The 20,403-nt window shown below is 59.8% G+C and carries 17 protein-coding genes and 1 other RNA gene; 11 read left to right on the top strand and 7 right to left on the bottom strand.

The genetic code is table 11. From position 1 onward, the window contains the following. Positions 1 to 66: 66 nt before the first annotated feature. The 3 genes from ACI2KB_RS26495 to ACI2KB_RS26505 are packed head-to-tail and all read right to left on the bottom strand — an operon-like array spanning position 67 to position 2,225. Positions 67 to 387, bottom strand: coding sequence for an RnfH family protein (locus ACI2KB_RS26495; RefSeq protein ID WP_404639600.1), 321 nt, complete (start codon positions 385 to 387; stop codon positions 67 to 69). Continuing rightward, on the bottom strand, positions 380 to 814 hold the full coding sequence (locus ACI2KB_RS26500; protein ID WP_404639602.1) for a type II toxin-antitoxin system RatA family toxin: 435 nt from the start codon (positions 812 to 814) through the stop codon (positions 380 to 382). Before ACI2KB_RS26500 ends, ACI2KB_RS26495 begins: the two co-directional genes overlap by 8 nt. A gap of 7 nt (positions 815 to 821) precedes the next feature. Further along, positions 822 to 2,225 (bottom strand): sodium-dependent transporter, encoded by a 1,404-nt coding sequence (locus ACI2KB_RS26505; RefSeq protein ID WP_404639604.1) that lies wholly within the window; start codon positions 2,223 to 2,225, stop codon positions 822 to 824. 126 nt (positions 2,226 to 2,351) lie between these two features. On the opposite strand from ACI2KB_RS26505, the gene smpB reads away from it, so the two are divergent. After that, positions 2,352 to 2,834: an SsrA-binding protein SmpB gene (gene smpB, locus ACI2KB_RS26510; protein ID WP_404639606.1), complete on the top strand. Its 483-nt coding sequence runs from the start codon at positions 2,352 to 2,354 to the stop codon at positions 2,832 to 2,834. A 170-nt stretch (positions 2,835 to 3,004) separates the two neighbouring features. Here the strand turns inward: smpB and ACI2KB_RS26515 are convergent, their stop codons facing one another. Next, a complete protein-coding gene (locus ACI2KB_RS26515; RefSeq protein ID WP_404639608.1) occupies positions 3,005 to 3,772 on the bottom strand; it encodes a GntR family transcriptional regulator in 768 nt (255 codons plus the stop codon). A 420-nt stretch (positions 3,773 to 4,192) separates the two neighbouring features. On the opposite strand from ACI2KB_RS26515, the gene ACI2KB_RS26520 reads away from it, so the two are divergent. The 5 genes from ACI2KB_RS26520 (at position 4,193) to ssrA (ending at position 10,995) form a co-directional block, all read left to right on the top strand. Next, a complete protein-coding gene (locus ACI2KB_RS26520; RefSeq protein WP_404639610.1) occupies positions 4,193 to 5,890 on the top strand; it encodes a lactate permease LctP family transporter in 1,698 nt (565 codons plus the stop codon). A gap of 74 nt (positions 5,891 to 5,964) precedes the next feature. Next, positions 5,965 to 7,113, top strand: coding sequence for an FMN-dependent L-lactate dehydrogenase LldD (gene lldD, locus ACI2KB_RS26525; RefSeq protein WP_404639612.1), 1,149 nt, complete (start codon positions 5,965 to 5,967; stop codon positions 7,111 to 7,113). A 57-nt stretch (positions 7,114 to 7,170) separates the two neighbouring features. Continuing rightward, positions 7,171 to 9,981: an FAD-binding and (Fe-S)-binding domain-containing protein gene (locus ACI2KB_RS26530; protein WP_404639614.1), complete on the top strand. Its 2,811-nt coding sequence runs from the start codon at positions 7,171 to 7,173 to the stop codon at positions 9,979 to 9,981. Between the two features lie 209 nt (positions 9,982 to 10,190). After that, a complete protein-coding gene (locus tag ACI2KB_RS26535; RefSeq protein WP_404639616.1) occupies positions 10,191 to 10,481 on the top strand; it encodes a hypothetical protein in 291 nt (96 codons plus the stop codon). A 122-nt stretch (positions 10,482 to 10,603) separates the two neighbouring features. Further along, positions 10,604 to 10,995, top strand: a transfer-messenger RNA (tmRNA) gene (gene ssrA, locus ACI2KB_RS26540). A gap of 52 nt (positions 10,996 to 11,047) precedes the next feature. Here ssrA and ACI2KB_RS26545 read toward each other — a convergent pair. Next, the gene (locus ACI2KB_RS26545) at positions 11,048 to 12,052 is read right to left on the bottom strand and encodes an aldo/keto reductase (RefSeq protein WP_404639618.1); all 1,005 of its coding nucleotides are present in this window, start codon (positions 12,050 to 12,052) and stop codon (positions 11,048 to 11,050) included. A 118-nt stretch (positions 12,053 to 12,170) separates the two neighbouring features. On the opposite strand from ACI2KB_RS26545, the gene ACI2KB_RS26550 reads away from it, so the two are divergent. After that, positions 12,171 to 13,121: a LysR substrate-binding domain-containing protein gene (locus tag ACI2KB_RS26550; protein WP_404639620.1), complete on the top strand. Its 951-nt coding sequence runs from the start codon at positions 12,171 to 12,173 to the stop codon at positions 13,119 to 13,121. On the opposite strand, the gene ACI2KB_RS26555 is transcribed toward ACI2KB_RS26550, so the two are convergent. Continuing rightward, a complete protein-coding gene (locus ACI2KB_RS26555) occupies positions 13,111 to 15,771 on the bottom strand; it encodes an autotransporter outer membrane beta-barrel domain-containing protein (protein WP_404639622.1) in 2,661 nt (886 codons plus the stop codon). The two genes, ACI2KB_RS26550 and ACI2KB_RS26555, sit on opposite strands and share 11 nt — an antisense overlap. A gap of 401 nt (positions 15,772 to 16,172) precedes the next feature. On the opposite strand from ACI2KB_RS26555, the gene ACI2KB_RS26560 reads away from it, so the two are divergent. From ACI2KB_RS26560 to ACI2KB_RS26570, 3 genes are all read left to right on the top strand, one after another. Beyond that, positions 16,173 to 17,351 (top strand): sugar transporter, encoded by a 1,179-nt coding sequence (locus ACI2KB_RS26560; protein ID WP_404639624.1) that lies wholly within the window; start codon positions 16,173 to 16,175, stop codon positions 17,349 to 17,351. Positions 17,352 to 17,830: 479 nt separating this feature from the next. Further along, positions 17,831 to 18,112, top strand: coding sequence for a hypothetical protein (locus tag ACI2KB_RS26565; protein WP_404639626.1), 282 nt, complete (start codon positions 17,831 to 17,833; stop codon positions 18,110 to 18,112). A gap of 210 nt (positions 18,113 to 18,322) precedes the next feature. Further along, on the top strand, positions 18,323 to 19,003 hold the full coding sequence (locus ACI2KB_RS26570; protein WP_404639628.1) for an HPP family protein: 681 nt from the start codon (positions 18,323 to 18,325) through the stop codon (positions 19,001 to 19,003). Here the strand turns inward: ACI2KB_RS26570 and ACI2KB_RS26575 are convergent. Continuing rightward, positions 19,000 to 19,863: a LysR family transcriptional regulator gene (locus ACI2KB_RS26575; protein ID WP_404639630.1), complete on the bottom strand. Its 864-nt coding sequence runs from the start codon at positions 19,861 to 19,863 to the stop codon at positions 19,000 to 19,002. The genes ACI2KB_RS26570 and ACI2KB_RS26575 overlap by 4 nt on opposite strands. Before the next feature lie 190 nt (positions 19,864 to 20,053). Between ACI2KB_RS26575 and ACI2KB_RS26580 the strand changes: the two genes are divergently transcribed. Then, entirely contained in the window at positions 20,054 to 20,326 is a 273-nt protein-coding gene (locus ACI2KB_RS26580; protein ID WP_404639632.1) for a hypothetical protein, read from the top strand. Positions 20,327 to 20,403: the final 77 nt, after the last annotated feature.

Genomic DNA, 20,403 nt, shown 5'->3' on the forward strand with positions numbered 1-20,403 from the left:
GGTAACAAAAAAAAGCCCGGCAATTCCGGGCTTTTTTGTGCCTGCTCAATCGATTCGATGCAAACGTTAAATCGATTTTTGCTGCTTTTTCGCCTTTGCCGCCTTCTCAGCGCGCAGCCGACGCACCTCTTTTGGGTCAGCGAGCAACGGTCGATAGATTTCGACCCGCTCCCCCGCCTCCAAAACGCGCCCCTGAGGATTGCCGATGACCTTGCCGAACACGCCCAGCGGGCACTGCGCCAGATCCACTCCTACCAATCTGTGCGCAATACCCGACGCCTCAACCGCCGCCGAGGCCGTAGTCCCCACCGGCACTTCAACAGCAATCAACAGCTGAGACTCGGGCGTGGCATACACCACTTCGACTCGAATCATCGACTCAGCCATACAACTCTTTGGCACGCTGGCAAAACGCATCAACCAGCGTGTTCGCCGCCTGATTGAACAACGGCCCCAAGGTTGCACGCACGATTGAGCCTGAGTAATCGAACGACAGATCCAGACTGATCTTGCAGGCTTTCTCGTTCAGCGCCTTGAACGTCCAGACGCCGTGCAGTTGGCTGAACGGCCCTTCTTCAAGATTCATCTCGATGATCTGCCCGGGCGTCAGTGTGTTACGTGTCACGAAGTGCTGGCTCAACCCGCCCTTGGCGACCTCGACACGCGCGCGCATGCTGGTTTCACTGTGTTCAAGCACCGTCGTACCCGAGCACCACGGCAGAAATTCGGAGTACCGAGCCACATCGTTGACCAGGTCATACAGCGCCTTGGCCGGGTAGGGCAGCAGGGCCGAACGTTGAATATGCGTAGTCATGTCAGCGTTATTTCCAAAGCTGAGCGGCAAAGACAATCAGAATGCCGATCGGCGCCACGTAGCGCATCAAAAAGAACGTCAGAGCGAACAGGGCCGGACTGCGTACGGACAGCTCGTCACGCACCGCCTCACGCCCCATCACCCAACCTGCGAAAATCACAAAACACAATCCACCCAGCGGCAGCATGATCCGTGACGTGAAGAAATCGATCACGCCAAAGAAATCCAGCCCTGCCGTCGCACCCCATTGGTAGAGGTGGAACGCGCCGCCTTCGTTCACGAAAAACTTGGCCTGCTTCCAGATGTTGAACGAGAACACCGTTCCCAACCCAACGAACCAGCAGATGAACGACAGCCAGAATGTCACCCAGCCACGGCGCACCTTCGTGCGCTCTACCAGGTACGCAACCATCGGTTCCAGCAGCGAGATGGCTGAACTCCAGGCCGCCACCGCGACCAGAATGAAGAACACCACACCCATGACCGTGCCGAACGCCACGTTACCAAATGCGTAAGGCAAGGTGACAAACATCAGCCCTGGCCCCTCGCTCGGATTGAGACCTGCAGCGAACACAATCGGAAACAATGCCAGACCTGCCAGCAGCGAAACAAAGGTGTCCAGCAGCGCAACACCCACAACCGTGGCGCTGATCGAGGCCTCCTTGGTCATGTACGCGCCATAAATCATGATCGAGCCGACGCCGACGCTCAGCGAGAAGAAGGCATGCCCCATCGCGGGCAACAAGCCGTCCATGATCTGCTCGGGCTTGAAGTCGAACATGAAATGCAGGCCTTCCATGAAGTGCCCGGTGGTCAGGCTGTAACCCAGCAGAATCACCATCAACACGAACAACAGCGGCATCAGGATGCGCAGACTGCGTTCAAGGCCCGCGTTCACGCCCTTGGCAATGGTGATCGCCGACAGCAGCATGAAGAACGTATGCCAGCCCACCATGCGCCAAGGATCCGCGATCATCTCGCCGAAGAATGCACCGACACCATCCGGGGTCACCGCTTTGAAATCGCCTTTGCCGACATCAAGGATGTACTCCAGCGACCAACCGCCCACGACGCTATAAAAAGAAAGGATCAGCAGCGCGGTGATCATCCCCGCGAAGGCGCCCCAGGACCATTTCCCGGAGTGCCCCGCCTCGCGCGCCAGCACCTTGAGGGCATTGGCCGGACTCTGCCGCGCACGGCGGCCGATCAGTGTTTCGGCCATCATCACCGGAATGCCGATCAGCGCGATGCACGCCAGAAACACCAGAACGAAGGCACCGCCGCCGTACACGCCGACCATGTAAGGGAATTTCCATATACTGCCCAACCCCACGGCCGAGCCCGTGGCAGCCAGGATGAATACCCAGCGGCTAGCCCAGCTACCGTGAACCGAAACCTTGTCCGTCGACATCGTTGACACGCTCAACACCCAAAAAAGAGCGCGCATTGTCCGGGATTCACCCTGCGTGCTCAAGCACACAGGTCACGTCCTCTCCCCATAGCCGAGAGCACCATTGATCCCTATAATGCGTCGCCTATGGCCAAGCTCAAGAAACATCCCACAGGGACCATCGCGCAAAACAAAAAGGCGCGACACGATTACTTCATCGAACACAAGTTCGAGGCCGGTCTGGTCCTGTCCGGCTGGGAAGTAAAAAGCCTGCGTGCCAACAAGGTGCAGCTGGTGGACAGTTATGTGCTGCTCAAGGACGGTGAGGCCTGGCTCATGGGCAGCCATATCACACCGCTCACGACTGCCAGCACACACGTCATCGCTGACCCGACACGCACCCGTAAACTGCTGCTCAACAAGCGCGAGCTGGACAGGCTCAACGCATCGGTTGCGCAAAAAGGCTACACCGCTGTCGCCCTTTCCCTGTACTGGAAGGCGCACTTGATCAAGTGCGAAATCGCGTTGGGTAAAGGCAAGAAGGAATACGACAAGCGTGACACCGAGCGGGCGCGTGATTCCGATCGCGAACTGCAACGGGCCGTGCGTAACAAGGGTAAGGAAGACTGACGTCCTTCGAGCTCCTGGCGCGGCTTGCCTGACCAATGCGAGACACCTGTGGGAGCGAATTCATTCGCGATGCGGTTGTACATCCGACAGATATCCATCGGATATAACGCCCAATCGTCGGATCGCCGCCCGGAATGAATTCGCTCCCACAGTGGGTTCCAGCAAATCCTCTAAATCCCGTTGCGCCGCTCGGCGCGTGCCGTGCGCTGCACCTGCTGACGCACCTCTTCCAGCACTTCCTGCACATAGAGCAAATGACGGCTCGACACTTCTCGCGCATCGTCCGCCCGCCCCTCAATGATCGCCAGATACAACTCCCGATGCTGATTGATCAGCATGTCGCGGGTTTCTGCGCGCTGTTTGTACATCCCGCCAATGTTGGTCACGACGTTGCGCTTGAGCAGATCAAACAGGCCGCGAATGGTGTGCAGCAACACGGCGTTATGGCTGGCCTCGGCGATGGCGAGGTGGAAGTTCGCGTCCGCGGCGCCCTCTTCAGCACGGCTCACTTCGTCGACCCGGCTGTAGCAATCCTGCAACGCATCGAACGCTTCGCGCAGCCTTGTCCGGTCAACATCCGTTGCGCGGATGGCTGCGTAATAGGCGCATGAGGCTTCCAGCGTGTGCCGAAACTCCAACAAATCCCGTTGTGCTTCAGAGCTGCTTTCCAAAAGGTGAAGCAACGGGTCGCTGAACGTCGACCCCAGGTTTTCGACAACGTAATTGCCCCCGCCCTGACGGCTGACCAACAGCCCCTTGGCGGTCAGTTTTTGAATGGCTTCACGCAACGAAGGGCGCGACACGCCGAATTGCTCGGCAAGCGCGCGCTCGGCAGGCAGGCGCCCACCGGCTCGTAGCGTGCCTTCGAGAATCATTCGTTCGAGCTGCTCGACAATATCGTCAGACAAGCGGCGCTGACGCACCTGATCAAAGCCCATACCACATCACTCCACATCCCCTGCTGCCCACGCCTGACATAACAGCGGGGGCGCATATTCTCGCTGATTGTGATCAGACATTCACCCAGCAGATGTAGGACAAATCATCGTTTCAGGAAAAAACCGGGATAACTGCTACAAAAGTTTTAGAGTCACAAATTGACACACCAACACCAAGGCTTTTAACCTAGCGCCAAGACATTGTAAATTGGTATTACCAATTTAGCGATGCCGGTGATCCGTGGCTATCCCCACGACGCACCGCAAGCGCTTCGCGACGGCGGAACGTTTGAGCTGGTGAGCTGTGCGATTCGTTCGTCAGCGCCGGCAGGACGACAGACAAGCAGTTGTCGCTTGCAGGAGCCGCGCACGTAAGACATGGACACCGGGCCTAACCAAAAACAACTAGGGGCCTCCTACATGCAAACCTGGCAACAGTTCTACACACCCCTCGGCAGCCTGGGCCTTTCGGCGCTGGTTGCAGTCATTCCCATCGTGTTCTTTTTCGTGGCATTGGCCGTCTTCCGGCTGAAAGGACATGTTGCGGGGACCATTACCCTGTTGCTTGCCGTGCTGATCGCGATTTTCGCCTTCAACATGCCAGCGGACATGGCCATCGCCTCGGCGATTTACGGCTTCCTGTACGGCCTGTGGCCCATCGCGTGGATCATCATTGCGGCGGTCTTCCTCTACAAACTCACCGTCAAGAGCGGCCAGTTCGAGATCATCCGCAGCTCGGTCATGTCGATCACCGATGACCAGCGCTTGCAGGTGTTGCTGATCGGCTTCTGCTTCGGGGCATTCCTGGAAGGTGCGGCCGGCTTCGGTGCCCCTGTGGCCATTACTGCGGCGCTGCTGGTAGGCCTCGGGCTGAACCCGCTCTATGCAGCAGGCCTGTGCCTGATCGCCAACACCGCTCCGGTCGCATTCGGCGCACTGGGGATTCCGATCATCGTCGCGGGCCAGGTCTCGGGCATCGACGCGTTCAAGATCGGCGCCATGGCAGGGCGTCAATTGCCGGTTCTGTCGGTGTTCGTGCCGTTCTGGCTGATGTTCATGATGGACGGCGTGAAAGGCGTGAAGGAAACCTGGCCAGCGGCGCTGGTCGCAGGCGGCAGCTTCGCGATCACCCAGTACCTGACTTCCAACTTCATCGGCCCGGAATTGCCTGACATCACGTCAGCACTCGTCAGCCTCGTGGCCCTGACCTTCTTCCTGAAAGTCTGGCAGCCAGCGCGCGCGACCGACATGCAAGTCGCCAGCGCAGGCGGCGGTGCAGTGGTGATGGGCGGTGGGCCTGGCGGATTTGGTCAGCAGCGCACCACTCAGAAATCGCCGTACTCCACCGGCACCATCATCAAGGCCTGGTCGCCGTTCCTGATCCTGACCGTGATCGTGACGATCTGGACCCTGAAGCCCTTCAAGGCACTGTTTGCGGCAGGCGGGCCGCTGCAGGCGCTGACCATGAACTTCCCGGTTCCACACCTGGATCAACTGGTGATGAAAGCTGCTCCGATCGTCGCCAACCCGACTGCGATGCCAGCCGTTTACAAGTTTGACCTGCTGGCCGCTTCGGGCAGCGCCATTCTGGTCTCGGCCATTCTGGCGATGATCGTCCTGCGCATCGGCGTCAAAACTGGTCTGACCACTTTTAAAGAAACGCTGATCGAGTTGCGCTGGGCCATCGTCTCCATCGGTATGGTGCTGGCCTTTGCCTTCGTCATGAACTACTCGGGCATGTCCACCACCCTGGCGCTGGTACTGGCAGGGACGGGTGCAGCGTTCCCGTTCTTCTCGCCATTCCTCGGGTGGCTGGGCGTGTTCCTGACCGGTTCCGACACCTCGTCCAACGCGCTGTTCGGCTCGCTGCAAGCGACCACCGCGCACCAGGTCGGCGTGAGTGACGTGTTGATGGTGGCCGCCAACTCCAGCGGCGGTGTAACCGGCAAGATGATTTCCCCGCAATCGATCGCCGTTGCCTGCGCAGCGACCGGTCTGGTCGGCAAGGAATCGGACCTGTTCCGCTTCACCCTCAAGCACAGCATCTTCTTCGCCGCCATCGTCGGCTGCATCACCTACGCTCAGGCGTACTGGTTCACTGGCATGTTGGTTCACTAAAGAGACGAGCGCCGGGCGCCCTTGATGCGCGCCCGGTCGCTGATTCTGTTCTCCCAATACAGCAGCGAGACTCCATGATCATTTCCGCCTCCACCGACTACCGCGCTGCAGCGCAACGCAAGCTGCCGCCGTTCCTGTTCCATTATGCCGACGGCGGCGCTTACGCCGAACACACATTGCGTCACAACGTCTCGGACCTCGCCGGGATCGCCCTGCGCCAGCGGGTGCTGAAGAACATGTCCGAACTGAGCCTGCAAACCACGCTGTTCAACGAGACCCTGAGCATGCCCGTCGCGCTGGCCCCGGTCGGCTTGTGCGGCATGTACGCCCGCCGTGGCGAAGTGCAAGCCGCACGTGCAGCGGCTGCCAAAGGCATTCCGTTCACCCTGTCCACTGTTTCCGTTTGTTCCATCGAAGAAGTGGCCCCGGCCATCGACCGCCCGATGTGGTTCCAGCTTTATGTGCTAAAGGATCGCGGCTTCATGCGTAACGCCCTTGAGCGGGCCAAAGCCGCTGGGGTCAAGACGCTGGTGTTCACGGTCGACATGCCAGTGCCTGGCGCCCGCTACCGTGACCTGCACTCCGGCATGAGCGGCGCTAACGGTCCGACCCGCCGCGTGCTGCAAGCCATGACCCACCCACAATGGGCGTGGGACGTGGGCGTCAACGGTCGCCCTCACGATCTGGGCAATATCTCCGCTTACCGTGGCAACCCGACCGGCCTTGCCGATTACATTGGCTGGCTGGGCAACAACTTCGATCCGTCGATTTCTTGGAAGGATCTGGAGTGGATTCGCGACTTCTGGGACGGCCCGATGCTGATCAAAGGCATCCTCGACGCTGACGACGCCCGCGACGCCGTGAAATTCGGCGCCGACGGCATCGTTGTCTCCAACCATGGCGGCCGCCAGCTCGATGGCGTCCTGTCCAGCGCCCGTGCCCTGCCCGCCATCGCTGACGCCGTGAAAGGCGAGCTGAAAATTCTCGCCGACTCCGGCATTCGCAGCGGCCTGGACGTGGTGCGCATGATCGCCCTTGGCGCCGACACCGTGCTGATCGGCCGCGCCTTCATCTATGCCCTCGCCACCCACGGCGAAGCGGGCGTGAAGCACCTGCTCGACCTGTTCGAAAAAGAAATGCGCGTGGCGATGGTGCTGACCGGCGCCAAGTCCATCAGCGAGATCACCCGCGACTCGCTCGTCCGTGAATCGCTGATCCCGTAACACGCCTTTAACCATGCACGCGGCACGTCAGATGCCGCGGCAGATGAGGAACACCGCATGAGCCTCCCCGCCTCCTTTCTGGACGATGTGAAGCGCCTGATCCCCCCCGAACGGCGCTTCGACGACCCGCTGTCGACCCTGGCCTTCGGCACCGACGCCAGCTTTTATCGGCTGATTCCCAAACTGGTCATCCGCGTTGAATCCGAAGACGAAGTGGTCACGCTGCTCAAACTGGCTCAGGTCGATAAAGTGCCCGTGACCTTCCGTGCAGCGGGCACCAGCCTGTCGGGGCAGGCCATCAGCGACTCTGTTTTGCTGGTGCTCGGCGATAACTGGAATGGCCGCGAGATTCGCCGCGATGGCGAGCAGATCCGTCTGCAACCAGGGGTCATCGGCGCACAGGCCAATGCCTGGCTGGTGCCGTTCGGGCGCAAGATCGGACCTGACCCGGCCTCGATCAACGCCGCAAAAATCGGCGGCATCGTCGCCAACAACTCCAGCGGCATGTGCTGCGGCACGGCGCAGAACACCTATCACACGCTGGCAGGCATGCGCCTTGTACTGGCTGACGGCACGCGTCTGGACACCGAAGACGACGCCAGTGTCGCAGCCTTTCGCGCCAGCCACGGCAAGCTGCTTGAGCGTCTGGCTGAACTGGGCCGGGAAACCCGCGCGAACACCGAGCTGGCGGCAAGGATTCGCCACAAGTATCGACTGAAAAACACCACCGGCCTTTCGCTCAACGCCTTGGTGGACTTTGACGACCCCTTCGACATCCTCACCCATTTGCTGGTCGGCTCCGAGGGCACGCTGGGCTTCATCAGCGCAGTGACCTACGACACTGTCCCCGACCACCCGAACAAAGCCTCGGCGTTGATCGTCTTCCCTGACGTGGAAACTTGCTGCAACGCCGTCACCGTGCTCAAAACCCAGCCCGTTTCCGCCGTCGAACTGCTTGATCGCCGCAGCATGCGCTCGGTGCAAAACAAACCGGGTATGCCCGCGTTCGTCAAAGAACTCTCGGAAAGCGCCTGCGCGCTGCTGATCGAAACACGTGCGGCGACAAAAGCGTTGTTGCACGAACAACTGGCGCAAATCATGGCCTCGATCGCGCATTTCCCGGTGGAGAAACAGGTCGACTTCACCGAAGACCCCGGCGAAAACGCACGCCTTTGGGCCATCCGCAAAGACACCTTCCCCGCCGTTGGCGCCGTGCGTGAAACCGGCACCACGGTGATCATCGAAGACGTCACCTTTCCCGTCGAACAACTGGCCATTGGCGTGCGCCGCCTGATCGAGCTGTTCGACAAACACCACTACGACGAGGCGATCCTGTTTGGCCATGCGCTGGAGGGCAATCTGCATTTCGTCTTTACCCAGGGCTTCAACGACCCGCAGGAAATCGCTCGCTATTCGGCATTCATGGATGACGTCACGCAACTGGTGGCCGTGGAGTTCGGCGGCTCTCTCAAGGCCGAGCACGGCACCGGTCGCAACATGGCGCCCTTCGTCGAGCTGGAATGGGGCAGCGATGCCTATCAATTGATGTGGACGCTCAAGCGGCTGCTCGACCCCAACGGCATCCTCAACCCGAACGTGGTGCTGAGCGAAGACCCGGACATTCACCTCAAACACCTTAAGCCCATGCCCGCAGCCGACACGATTGTCGACAAATGCATCGAATGCGGCTTCTGCGAGCCGGTTTGCCCGTCAAAAGGCCTGACCCTCAGCCCGCGCCAGCGCATCGTCATGTGGCGTGACATTCAAGCGAAGAAGCGCGCAGGCACCGATACCACCGAGCTGGAGCGCGACTACCACTATCAAGGCATCGACACCTGCGCCGCGACCGGCCTTTGCGCGCAACGTTGCCCGGTGGGCATCAACACGGGCGAGTTGGTCAAAAAGCTCCGCGCCGAGCACGCCACTCACGGCAAAACAGCAGGCTGGTTGGCGCAGCATTTCACTGCCGCCTTGAAAGGCGCTCGCTTCACGTTGCATGCCGCCAACGGCGCACGCATGCTGCTCGGCGCGCCAAGGCTGGCGAAGCTTTCGGCGGCGCTGACCAAGGCATCATCAGGCCGCGTCCCACAGTGGACCCCGGCGATGCCACAGCCTGAAAATCCGATCCGCTTCACCCCGCCGGTCGAGGACCAACGCCCACGCGTCGTTTACCTCGCCGCCTGCGTGTCCCGGGTCATGGGGCCTGCGGCAGCCGATCACGAACAAATGTCGCTGATGGACAAAACCCGTGGCCTGCTAGAAAAAGCAGGCTATCAGGTGGTGTTCCCTGAAGATCAGGACAGCCTCTGCTGCGGCCAGCCCTTCGCCTCAAAAGGTTATGCGGAACACGCTGAAGAGAAGCGCCAACAGTTGCTGGCTGCACTGACCAAAGCCAGCCGCGGCGGCCTCGACCCGATCTACTGCGACACCAGCCCCTGCACCCTGCGCCTTGTTCAAGACCTCAAGGAAACGCGTCTCGACCTCTACGACCCCGTGCGCTTCATTCGCACCCATCTGCTGGACAAACTGGTCTTCACCCCACAACAAGAAGCCATCGCCGTTCACGTCACGTGCAGCACCCAACATCTGGGGGAAAGCCAGGCGCTGATCGAACTTGCCCGACTGTGCAGCGTCAACGTGGTCATCCCCGAAGGCATTCATTGCTGCGGGTTTGCCGGCGACAAAGGCTTTACCACCCCGGAACTCAACGCGCACTCGCTGCGCACCCTCAAAGACGCCGTGCAATATTGCAGCGAGGGCATCTCCACCAGCCGCACCTGTGAAATCGGCCTCACCCGCCACGGCGGCATTGACTACCACGGGCTGGTCTATCTCGTGGATCGCGTCACTCGCGCCAAAACCGTGTGATGCACACAAATGGGGCAACTTTCGCCCCATTTCTCTGTTACATCCTGCAATATGGCTTTTTCCCACCAGTTGCAAAATAAATAGAACCCCCGCGTTGACCCACAGTCCATCTCTTTAAGCGCCACACACGACTGGCGCTTATACCTCCATCTCGGAGAACGGCCCCGATTGAGCGGCCCTACCGAGTCAACAGGCTCAAGGAGATACACATGAAGCACACAGCACTGACTGGTCTGTTTCTTACCGCTGCACTGTTGGGTTCCCCGGTATTCGCTGCCGATGACCTGTGTGGCGCTAACCTGCAAACACTGAAGGATGCTCACACCTCGACGAGCACCAACTTGAGCGCAGACACTAAAGACGAACTGGAAAAAACTCTGACTGCAGCCACCGCTGCGCAAAAAGCCGGCGATGACAAGAAGTGCATCGAGCTCACCACCAAAGAGATCACCACTCTCAAAACGGGCGGCGACGGCTCTGACGGCGGTAACGCCAAGTAACTCGCTGCGGGCACTGCGGCCAGCCTTCGGGCTGGCCAAGCGACGCGGCTTGAGGCTTGGAGTCGACGTATCCCATTGATTCGGGTACACTCCGCCGCCTGACTGCCTGGAGCAGCAGAATTGGGGCCGATTAGGATTCGACGCCGGTGATGAAACTCTAGGGGCATGCCGACTTGGTAACAGAAGTCGTAAATCCACTGTTGCAACTTTCTATAGTTGCCAATGACGAAACCTACGGGGAACAAGCTCTCGCTGCGTAAGCGGCGCTAGCCTTCCTTCTGGTAGCTTCGGCTCCAGCAATCATCAGGGGATGCCTGTAAACCCGAAATGATTGTCATACAGAACAGGATCGCCGTGCAGTACGCTGTGGACGAATCGGCTAAAACTTACACAGCTCGCCCAAAGCACCCTGCCCGTCGGGTCGCTGAGGGTTAACTTAATAGACACGGCTAAGCATGTAGGCCCGAAAGCGGAGTACTGGCGGACGGGGGTTCAAATCCCCCCGGCTCCACCAAATGATCAAAAAAGACGTCCACGGACGTCTTTTTTTGTGCCCAACCAAACCCTCAAACCGGCGCAGGCGCATTCCCCGCGATCAATCCTGCCTCACGCAAGGAAGTCCAAAACGCCGCCGGAATCACCGCCCGCAACGCAGCCACATCCTCCGCAATCCTCCCGGGCCGACTCGCCCCCGGAATCACTGCCGCGACAGCCGGATTCGCCAGCGCAAACTGCAACGCTGCCGCTTTGACATCCACGCCATGCTCCTGAGCAATGCGCTTGATCCGCTGCACCTTGGCAACGATCTCCGGGCTCGCCTTCTGATATTCGAAATGTTCACCACCCGCCAGAATCCCGGAGCTGTACGGGCCGCCGACGACGATGTCGGTGTTGTGGGCTTTGGCTTCGGCCATCAACCGTTGCAGCGCGCGTTCGTGGTCGAGCAGGGTGTAGCGGCCTGCGAGGAGGAAACCGTCGGGTTTGGCTTCGTCGAGGCCAAGGGTGAGTTCGATGGGTTCGACGCGGTTGACGCCCAGGCCCCAGGCTTTGATCACGCCTTCGTCGCGCAGGCGGGTCAGGGCTTTGAAGGCGCCGGTGCGAGCCTGTTCGAAGTAGTGCAGCCATTGGTCGCCGTAAAAGTCTTGGGCGATGTCGTGAATCCAGACGATGTCGAGGCGGTCGGTTTTCAGGCGTTTGAGGCTGTCTTCGATGGAACGCAAAGTGGCGTCGGCGCTGTAGTCGTTGACGATTTTGTTGCGCAGGCCGTGTTCGAAGACGCCGCTTTTTTCGCCCAGGTCGCGGGCACTGTTGTCCAGTTCGTCCAGAATCACGCGACCGACCTTGGTGCTAAGGACGTAGGCGTCGCGGTTGTATGCTTGCAGCGCGTCGCCGAGGCGAATTTCTGAAAGGCCCGCGCCGTAGAAAGGTGCGGTGTCGAAGTAGCGAACGCCTGCGGCCCACGCTGCATGGACGGTTGCCGCCGCTTCATCCTCGGGGATATCGCGGAACATGTTGCCCAATGGGGCCGTGCCAAAGCCCAGGGTGCCGGGGAGTTTGTCTTTCAAGCTCATGGTGGTTTCTCCAGTTCGTCTGTGGGTCGTTGTTGCGACCGTTGAGCCGATTCTGGATTGCCACGCCGAGACCGTCCAAGACACAATAAGCAACACTTGAGACCTGAAGAGCATCGCCATGTTGGATCTGCGCCAGCTTCGCTATTTCGTTGTCGTCGCCGAGGAAGAACACGTCGGGCGTGCGGCTGAACGTCTGCACATTTCTCAGTCGCCGTTGAGTCGGCAGATCGCACAACTGGAAGAACGCCTTGGGCTGGTGCTGTTCGAGCGCAGCCAGCAGCGGATTCGTCTGACCACCGACGGTCGTACCTTTCTCACCGAAGCCCGTGCGCTGCTGACCCACGCCAATCGGTTGGAGTCATTGGGCAAGCGGCTTGGACGGGGTGAGGAAGGCGGGTTGTGCATCGGTTACATCGAGAACGCGATGCACGCCAACGTGCTGCCCAAAGCGTTGAGCGAGGTGCGGGCGATCAGGCCGGGTGTGCATGTTGCGCTGTACAACCTGAGTTCGGCGGATCAGTTGGAGGGCTTGCGTCAGCGCAGCCTGGACGTGGCGCTGGTCAGCGAGCCGCCCGCCGATGATGACCCGGATTTGACGTATCGGCAATTGCTGGAAGACCCGATGTTGCTGGCGCTGCCTGCGAATCATCCGTTGGTGAACCTTAAGCGGCTGACTCCGGCTGAATTGGAGGATCTGGACTGGATCGGCGTGAAATCCAGTCAGGGTCAGAATCATCACGATGATTTTGTCGCGGCGTGCATTCGGGCGGGATTTACGCCCCAGATTCGTCTGGAAGCTGCCGAACCCTACACGGCATTGGGACTGGTCGCGGCAGGATTGGGGATCGCGATGACTCAGAAAAGTCTCAATCAGGCCGCGCATCCGGGTGTGGTGTTTCGCGAACTGCCTTGGCTGACGTTCACCCTGCCGTTGTGGGCCGCGTGGCATCGCGTGACATTGAGGCCGCTGGTTGAAACGTTCCGGCTGATTCTCACAGGGCACGACACGGCGCTGTACACAGGCGCTTCCTCCAACGCACCGCAGACCCCAACAGCGCTTACCAACTGACTCTGACACCCAGAGTGCCGGTCAGGCTTTCGAGCGATTCGCTGTCCAGATTGGCGTCATAGCCCAGCGACAGGTACACGCCGACGCTGGGAGAGAGCCTGGCCATCAGGCCTGCGTCAACGTTCATCGATGAAGTCCGGTGTTCACTCTTGATCCGGTCGACGCCGTTGTAGGTCACGGTGTCCCGACCGCCAAAGGTGTGCCAGGCGTTGACGCGCACGTAGGGTTCCAGCGGGGTATCGCCGAACAGGTAGCGCCCGTTGAGCCTGACGCCCGCTCGCGCGGTCCAGTAGGGTTGGGCGTCGAACGCAACGTCTGAGATGCCGTCGTTCTGTTTATCGAGGTCGATGCGTTGGTGAATCACCTGAACCTGCGGCTCGACGCTCCAATGCTCGCTGACCGGCAAGGGATAGCCCCCTTCCAGCGACAGCGTGATCGCCCGCCCCTCGGTGTCGAGTTTGACGCCACGGTCCGAGCGATTGCTGCCGTTGAGACGAGTGCCCATGACGATGGCGTCGATGTAAGCGCCCTGTGAACCGATCAGCGTCCAGTAGCCACCCAAATGATCGCCTTCAAGCTTGAGGTGGCCGGAGTCTCGATGCTGAAAGCCCTCGGCGAAACCATCGACATCGCCTCGCAAACGGCTCTGTCCGACAAACAGGCCGATCCGTTGCGAGCCACCGAAATCGGTCGGTGCCGCGTAAAGGTCCTGGCCGATCTGGTAGCCCCGACTTGAACCCTCGAAGCGTGGCGACACCGTACCCGCCCAGCTTTTTCTCAAATCGCCGCCGTACACACGCGCCCATCCAGCAGGTATTCCACCGCCGTCCATCAACAGGCTCTGCTCACCTTGACGGTCGTGAAACGTCCCTAGCGCAGACTGGGTCATTCGTTGCGCAGCCGGAGTGATGACCGAGTACACCGGGACTTCAAGGCGATACAGCGGAATCGGCTCGGCCCCCGGTGTGGCGTCCGGCAGTGCGGGAGTCGTGGCGGCAGGTTCAGGGGAGTTGGCGGCCAACGCGGTTGATTGAACGGCCACAGGTGTCGCAGGCGCGACTGGCGTTGCGGTGGGCGGCTCCACGGGCGGCTCATCTGCGCTGATCACCGGAGCGGGCGCCGGTATTGGGGCCGGTGTGGCAGGCACCACGGGAGCAGGTACAGACAAGGGAACCGCCAACGCCCTTACCGCCACCACGGACGAGCGTAGATACCAGTTGTTCTCGGTCCCGGCGGTCACGCCGCCTTTGAACAGGTAATACTGATACGCGCCCGCCGAGACCGAGCCGTTGAGGGCGAACGCATCATTGCTGCTGGTCGCACCATTGAGCGCCTGAACCACTTCAATGCCGTTGGCCACCGTCAAGCCGCCGAGGCCACCCAGATTGCTCACGCTCAACTGTGTGCTGCCGCTGATCGTGCCTTGCGAAACGATCAGCCGATCACTTGAAGAGTTGTCATCTCCCAACACCGTTTGCAGCCGTAACTGGCCGTTGGCGCCCACGTAATTGCCATACACACTCAACGTATCGCCCGCTACGGTGCTGCCGGTGGTCATATCGATCACGCCCGCGTTGTTCAGGGTCGTCAACTGACCTGCGGAAAAAGGTCGGATCGAACCCTGGGTCGGTGCCAGCGTGCTGCTGTTGTCGATGTTGAACGTGCCCGTGCCACTGACAGCGTCGCCGAGGAAGAGATCGCCAGGCAGATCGAAATCGGATTGAGCGGTGAGGTCGACACGCTCCCAGCCAATGTATCGGCTGGGGGTTGAAGTGGTGGTGTTGACGAACGAGAGCGTGTCATTGCCCAATCCGCCGTCAAGTCTCGGAGTGGGGGTCAATAGCGTTTCGGTCAGGTGGGTCAGCCTCGCGGTGTCATCACCGTCCCCCATCAAGACCTGCGAGCGTAGTTGTCCACCGTTCGTCCAGTTGAAAACGTCGTTGCCCAGGCTCATCCGGATTTCACCGGAGACAACACCGCCGCTGAGGCTGAAGCTGTCGTTGCCGCCGCTGACGCTGATGTTGCCGCCGACACTGCCACCCGACATCGTAATGGTGTCCAGCCCCAACCCTGTCACCAGATTGCCAATGATCTGACCGCCCGACAGGTTGAAGACGTTGTTGTCCAGTTTCATATCGACGCGGCCGATGCTGCCTCCGGTCATGGTGGCAATGTCGCCGTCTTCGAAAGCGCCGACGATGGTTCCGCCGCTCATCGTGAACAGATCCCGTGAATCGCCCTGAGACAGCGACTGGATGGAGCCGCCTGTCATGCTGAACCGGTCAGGGCCACTGCCCTGCAATACTTGGCCTGTGACAGTGCCCGCCCCTATGATGATGACGTTATCGCCATCGCCCAGATCGACACCGCCCGCGATCGTGCCCGAGTTCATCAGTAACTGATTCGACCCCGCCCCCATGACGATATTGCCGGTGACAACGCCTGTTCCACCTGCCGGAAAAGTCAGCGTGTTATTCCCCAGCAAATCCGTCAAACCGGGGCTGGTCCCGCTGTCGCAGACATAGCTGTCATTGCCCGCACCTGCGATAAGCGTGCAAGCGGCCTTAATCTCCGTGACTGGCAATAACGACATGAATACGCAAGACGAACAGAGAATATTGCTGACGCTAGCCCGATTGGGCCGTTTCATCAGAAATACTCCTGCGGGTATTACCCGAAGCAGTGACTTCCCTTTTGTATACCGCTGCCAGTTCGAGCTTCTGACAACGAGTTTTTATTCCCTTTACTTTTTTCAGATAAGTTCACGCGCACTCATGCGTCAAGTTATCGTTGCCTGACAGACAGTTACTGTCGTCACGGCGGTCTCGTCAGGCCGCTGGGCGATTTTGACGCAGGGCACTGCCGTTGTGACAACGTTAACAAGGGCGTAGACTGCGCCTCATCTGGCTGTACCTTCCCATACTCATAATAGTTTGCTGACCGCATCCCGCCCGGGCGTCGAGCCTTGTGCGGTTTTTGTGCTGGTTGGCGTTTCGTATGGATGGCCGACCGCCACCGAATTCGTTTTCCCTTGAGGCTGATGTGTCCTTCATGAACACCCCCGATGCTCGCACTGGCAGTTGGCTCAGCGTGATCGCGCTGGCTCTCGCAGCCTTCATTTTCAACACCACTGAGTTCGTGCCAGTGGGGCTGCTCAGTGCCATTGGACACAGCTTCGACATGACCACTGCGCAAGTCGGCCTGATGCTGACGGTGTATGCGTGGATTGTGTCGCTGACCTCACTGCCGATGATGCTGATGACCCGCAACATCGAGCGGCGCAAGTTGCTGATGTTCGTGTTCATTCTGTTCGTCGCCAGCCACGTGATGTCGAGCATGGCATCCAGCTTCGGCATGTTGCTGGTCAGCCGCGTCGGTATCGCGCTGGCCCACGCGGTGTTCTGGTCGATTACCGCTTCCCTCGCCGTACGCGTCGCGCCTGCGGGCAAACAGGTCCAGGCCCTTGGACTGCTGGCCACCGGTACGTCGCTGGCGATGGTATTGGGCATCCCGCTGGGCCGCGTGCTCGGTGAAGCGCTGGGCTGGCGCATGACATTTCTGGCCATTGCGGGCACGGCGAGTGCCACCGTTTTGGTACTGATGAAATCGCTGCCGTTGTTGCCGAGCCAAAACTCCGGCTCGTTGCGCAGCCTGCCCATCCTGTTCAAACGCCCGGCACTGGTCTCGCTGTATGTGCTGACCGCTCTGGTGATTACCGCACAGTTCACGGCTTACAGCTACATCGAGCCTTTCGCACAGGCCGTAGGGAAAATGAGCGGTGACATGATCACCATTATCCTGTTGCTGTTTGGCGGTTCAGGCATCCTGGGCTCCATCGTGTTCAGTCGTTACAACAACCGTTACCCGCGCGGGCTGCTGATCGCTGCTATCGGCGCGCTGGCATTGTGTCTGGTGTTGTTGCTACCACTGTCGGGCAAGGCGTCGTGGATCGCGACGCTGAGCATCGTATGGGGCATGGCGATCATGTGCTTTGGCCTGGTCATGCAGGCCAAGGTGCTGGCCATGGCGCCGGATGCCACGGATGTCGCAATGTCGCTGCACTCGGGCATCTACAACATCGGCATCGGCGGCGGCGCATTGCTGGGCAGCATGGTGATCAGCCAGTTGGGCATCGCCAACGTGGGGCTGGTGGGCGGGCTGGTGGCGCTCAGTGGCTTGGCGCTGGCGTGCGTGGCGACGTATCGGTATGGAGAGTCCATCCGCGCCTGAGCCAAACCACCTATTCGACGCCAAGCCTGTGGGAGACGGCCGGGCGTCTCCCACAGTTTCTGCGTCGGACATGAGATTTAGGCTCGGTGCGATCCTTGGTGGCGAAAGCTGTTGATCAGGCAACATAGAATCTCCCACAACGCTCCTTCGTGGGTGAGTTCCGTGCCCCACCATCATTCATATCGATAGCCAACATTCCTGCGATTGCCTTCCGCTCACATTTCATGAGCGTACTATCGCTCTCACACCCAAACACGAACGAGGGCAGGAAAAATGGTTATTCATCTTCTGACTTGCTTGACGCTCGCAGCGCTCACCAGCTACGTCGTTGCCCTCAAACTGTTCGCGCTGGAACCCGTGGCTGCCACGGCGGACGAACAGGCTAATCGTGTGATGGCACGGACTCATTAAGTCCAAGTAGCTGACACTTATCAGCACCAAGTAACGTTCAACTTTCTGTTTAATGCGGAGCACTCGACATGACCCGAGACGTCACCCTGCACGTTAGTTTTCCCAACTTTGGTAATAACTACTACTCACAACATGTCGTCGTGCGCAAAAACCGTCACAGCCTGATCGAAGACAAACGTTTCGATGCCTTCATGATGCCGTCGGCGGAAAACCACTTCAGTAATGAGGTTGTGGGCTTCAACGATCAGTTCCGTTTTCTGACGGATGTGTTGGCCATGCATTTACTGGAAGTTGACGCTGCGCGACCTGCCCGCCAAGCGCGTCCTTCGGGGCAGTCGCGCGCTGTTTAACTCAATTTTTTTGAACTGAAGCTGCATTTTTTCGAATTTGCTTCACCGCTTCTTCCGCTTCACACTCCCTGTGCTTTGAGTTCGACGGGAGGTCGCCGCAACGACCTCCCTTTCGTCGTTCTGCCCTTTGAAAACTTCTGGCACTTGCCCCATTTGTGCGGGAGCTCGGCGGCCACCGGCGAGCTCCTTTTTTCACCCTGGAATTCTCGCGTGAAATCGCTTCTTCGCAGCTTCATCCCTCACTCACTCAACACGCATCCGGCTGAATGGTCGCGTTCTGCACTTGGCGCCTGCCTGGGCATTTTCGTCAGTGCGCTGTTGAGCCAGCAATGCTTTGGCCTGAATGTGACGCTACATTTGCTCGGTCCCATCGGTGCGTCGGCGGTGCTGCTGTTCGCGGTGTCGACTGGCGCTCTGGCGCAGCCGTGGCCGATCATCGGCAGTTATCTGATCTCTGCACTCGTGGCGCTGCTGTGCATCGAAGTCTTCGGCAATACCATCGCGGCGGCGGGCGTCGCGGTCTGCTCGGCAATGGTGATCATGTGCGTCTGCCGCTGCCTGCATCCGCCGGGTGCGGCCGTGGCGATCAGCATTATTACGTCGAAACATGAGTTGTCTGCGCTCGGTTTACAGGTACTGCTGCCGGTGATGCTCAACGCATCGGCGCTGCTGATCACGGCCCTGATCTACAACAACCTGACACAGATGCGCTACCCGCGCGCGCAGGCACCTTCTGCGCCGCCTCTAACGCCCATAGAAAGAGGCTTCAACAGTGCGGATCTGGACAAGGCGCTGGACGACGTCGGCGCGTTCATCGACGTGTCTCGCGAGGACCTGGAAATGATCCTGCTGCTGGCCGAAGCCAACGCCCAGCAGCGCATCCAGGCCTAGATCAGTGGGTCCCAGCGCTGCGACCAATCGCCATTTTCCCGAGCGATCTCACGCAACAACTCGAAGGCGTGTTGCAGGGTCGCTGAGGGATTGTCCCGCGAATAGACCAGATAGGTCGGATAGCTGAACTCGGGCGCCAATGGCACGCGCTCCATGATGCCGCGATCCAGGTAGGACTGAACCACTCGCGTACGAAAGTAACCGGCGCCGCCATTGTCCAGAATGTACTGCAAGGCGAACGGCCCGAGGTTGAAGGCTACAGCCGCCTTGGACTTTTCCGGCATCGCCGCGTCGTGCTGCTCACGAAATGCCGGTCCCCAATCGATATACACGTAGGGTTCGGGGTTGCCGACCACGCGCACCAGAATCAGCTTCTCTTCCAGCACCTCCTCCACCTGCAACGCGGGCCAGTACGCAGGCTGGTAGACGAGCGCCGCATCCAGAGCGCCGCGCTCGACATCCTTCATCAACACCCCGCCATCCTTGACCTCCGAATGCAGCGCGTAGTCGGGAATGGTGCTGCGGATTTCACGCACCCAACTGAGCATCAACGGGTTGCACAGACTCATTTCCGCGCCGATGCGCAGTACATGACGATAGCCGTCAGGCAAGGGCAACTCGCGGCGCGCTGCGTCCCAGGTCTGCACCAGTTGATTGGCGTACACCACGAACGCCTCGCCATCGGAGGTCAGCCTGGCTCCCGTGCGATTGCGGATGAACAGTGTGCAGTTCAGATGACTTTCCAGTTTCTGTACGCGAGCGGTGATCGCCGTCTGGGTGACGTGCAGCTTTTCAGCGGCGGCCATCAGGCTGCCCAGGCGGACGATTTCAAGAAAGGTTCGGGCGAGGTCAATGTCCATCGGTACGGCTCGGCTACAGGCGCGGGGATCGCCGCGCCATGGTAGCGCAGTGGCCTGCCGTTCAGCGGGAAAGCCTATGGGTTTTGAATTTATAGGTGGCGTCGCTCTGGCAGAAATCCGAAATCCGCTGTCTCATGCAGCAGGTTCGCACAGACCGTGAACCCCTTACCTACCTTCTGCGGAAAACAACATGAAACACGCCCTGCTCACCGGCCTGCTCCTGACTGCCTTCGCCCTGCCCTTCGCGGCGTCGGCCAACGATGACAACAGCCAGTGCCAGATGAATTTGAGCAAAGTTCGAGACGCCAAAGTCGCCAAACCTGACCTCAGCGATGCCGTCAAAAGCGACGTCGACACCACCGTCCACCGCGCCGAATCCGCGCTGGCGCGGCACAACGATGACGGTGCACGCGAGTGCGTGGCGTTGACGCAGCAGGCGTTGCAGAAGATTCAGAGCAACTGACGTAATCCGCAACACTGAAAGTTCACTGTGGAGCCGCCTTGGTGGCGAATGCGACGAGTCAGCCAGCACATCCTTAG

The sequence above is a fragment of the Pseudomonas sp. NPDC088444 genome (assembly GCF_044900175.1).
In the GTDB taxonomy this organism is placed as follows: domain Bacteria; phylum Pseudomonadota; class Gammaproteobacteria; order Pseudomonadales; family Pseudomonadaceae; genus Aquipseudomonas.

What these genes read in the sequence shown, in the direction of transcription:
- ACI2KB_RS26505 (WP_404639604.1), bottom strand. Translation starts at nt 2,225, where the DNA reads ATGTCGACGGACAAGGTTTCGGTTCACGGTAGCTGGGCTAGCCGCTGG.
- ACI2KB_RS26560 (WP_404639624.1), top strand. Translation starts at nt 16,173, where the DNA reads ATGAACACCCCCGATGCTCGCACTGGCAGTTGGCTCAGCGTGATCGCG.
- ACI2KB_RS26530 (WP_404639614.1), top strand. Translation starts at nt 7,171, where the DNA reads ATGAGCCTCCCCGCCTCCTTTCTGGACGATGTGAAGCGCCTGATCCCC.
- ACI2KB_RS26565 (WP_404639626.1), top strand. Translation starts at nt 17,831, where the DNA reads ATGACCCGAGACGTCACCCTGCACGTTAGTTTTCCCAACTTTGGTAAT.
- ACI2KB_RS26515 (WP_404639608.1), bottom strand. Translation starts at nt 3,772, where the DNA reads ATGGGCTTTGATCAGGTGCGTCAGCGCCGCTTGTCTGACGATATTGTC.
- ACI2KB_RS26550 (WP_404639620.1), top strand. Translation starts at nt 12,171, where the DNA reads ATGTTGGATCTGCGCCAGCTTCGCTATTTCGTTGTCGTCGCCGAGGAA.
- ACI2KB_RS26500 (WP_404639602.1), bottom strand. Translation starts at nt 814, where the DNA reads ATGACTACGCATATTCAACGTTCGGCCCTGCTGCCCTACCCGGCCAAG.
- ACI2KB_RS26580 (WP_404639632.1), top strand. Translation starts at nt 20,054, where the DNA reads ATGAAACACGCCCTGCTCACCGGCCTGCTCCTGACTGCCTTCGCCCTG.
- ACI2KB_RS26545 (WP_404639618.1), bottom strand. Translation starts at nt 12,052, where the DNA reads ATGAGCTTGAAAGACAAACTCCCCGGCACCCTGGGCTTTGGCACGGCC.
- ACI2KB_RS26535 (WP_404639616.1), top strand. Translation starts at nt 10,191, where the DNA reads ATGAAGCACACAGCACTGACTGGTCTGTTTCTTACCGCTGCACTGTTG.
- ACI2KB_RS26575 (WP_404639630.1), bottom strand. Translation starts at nt 19,863, where the DNA reads ATGGACATTGACCTCGCCCGAACCTTTCTTGAAATCGTCCGCCTGGGC.
- smpB (WP_404639606.1), top strand. Translation starts at nt 2,352, where the DNA reads ATGGCCAAGCTCAAGAAACATCCCACAGGGACCATCGCGCAAAACAAA.
- ACI2KB_RS26495 (WP_404639600.1), bottom strand. Translation starts at nt 387, where the DNA reads ATGGCTGAGTCGATGATTCGAGTCGAAGTGGTGTATGCCACGCCCGAG.
- ACI2KB_RS26520 (WP_404639610.1), top strand. Translation starts at nt 4,193, where the DNA reads ATGCAAACCTGGCAACAGTTCTACACACCCCTCGGCAGCCTGGGCCTT.
- ACI2KB_RS26555 (WP_404639622.1), bottom strand. Translation starts at nt 15,771, where the DNA reads ATGAAACGGCCCAATCGGGCTAGCGTCAGCAATATTCTCTGTTCGTCT.
- lldD (WP_404639612.1), top strand. Translation starts at nt 5,965, where the DNA reads ATGATCATTTCCGCCTCCACCGACTACCGCGCTGCAGCGCAACGCAAG.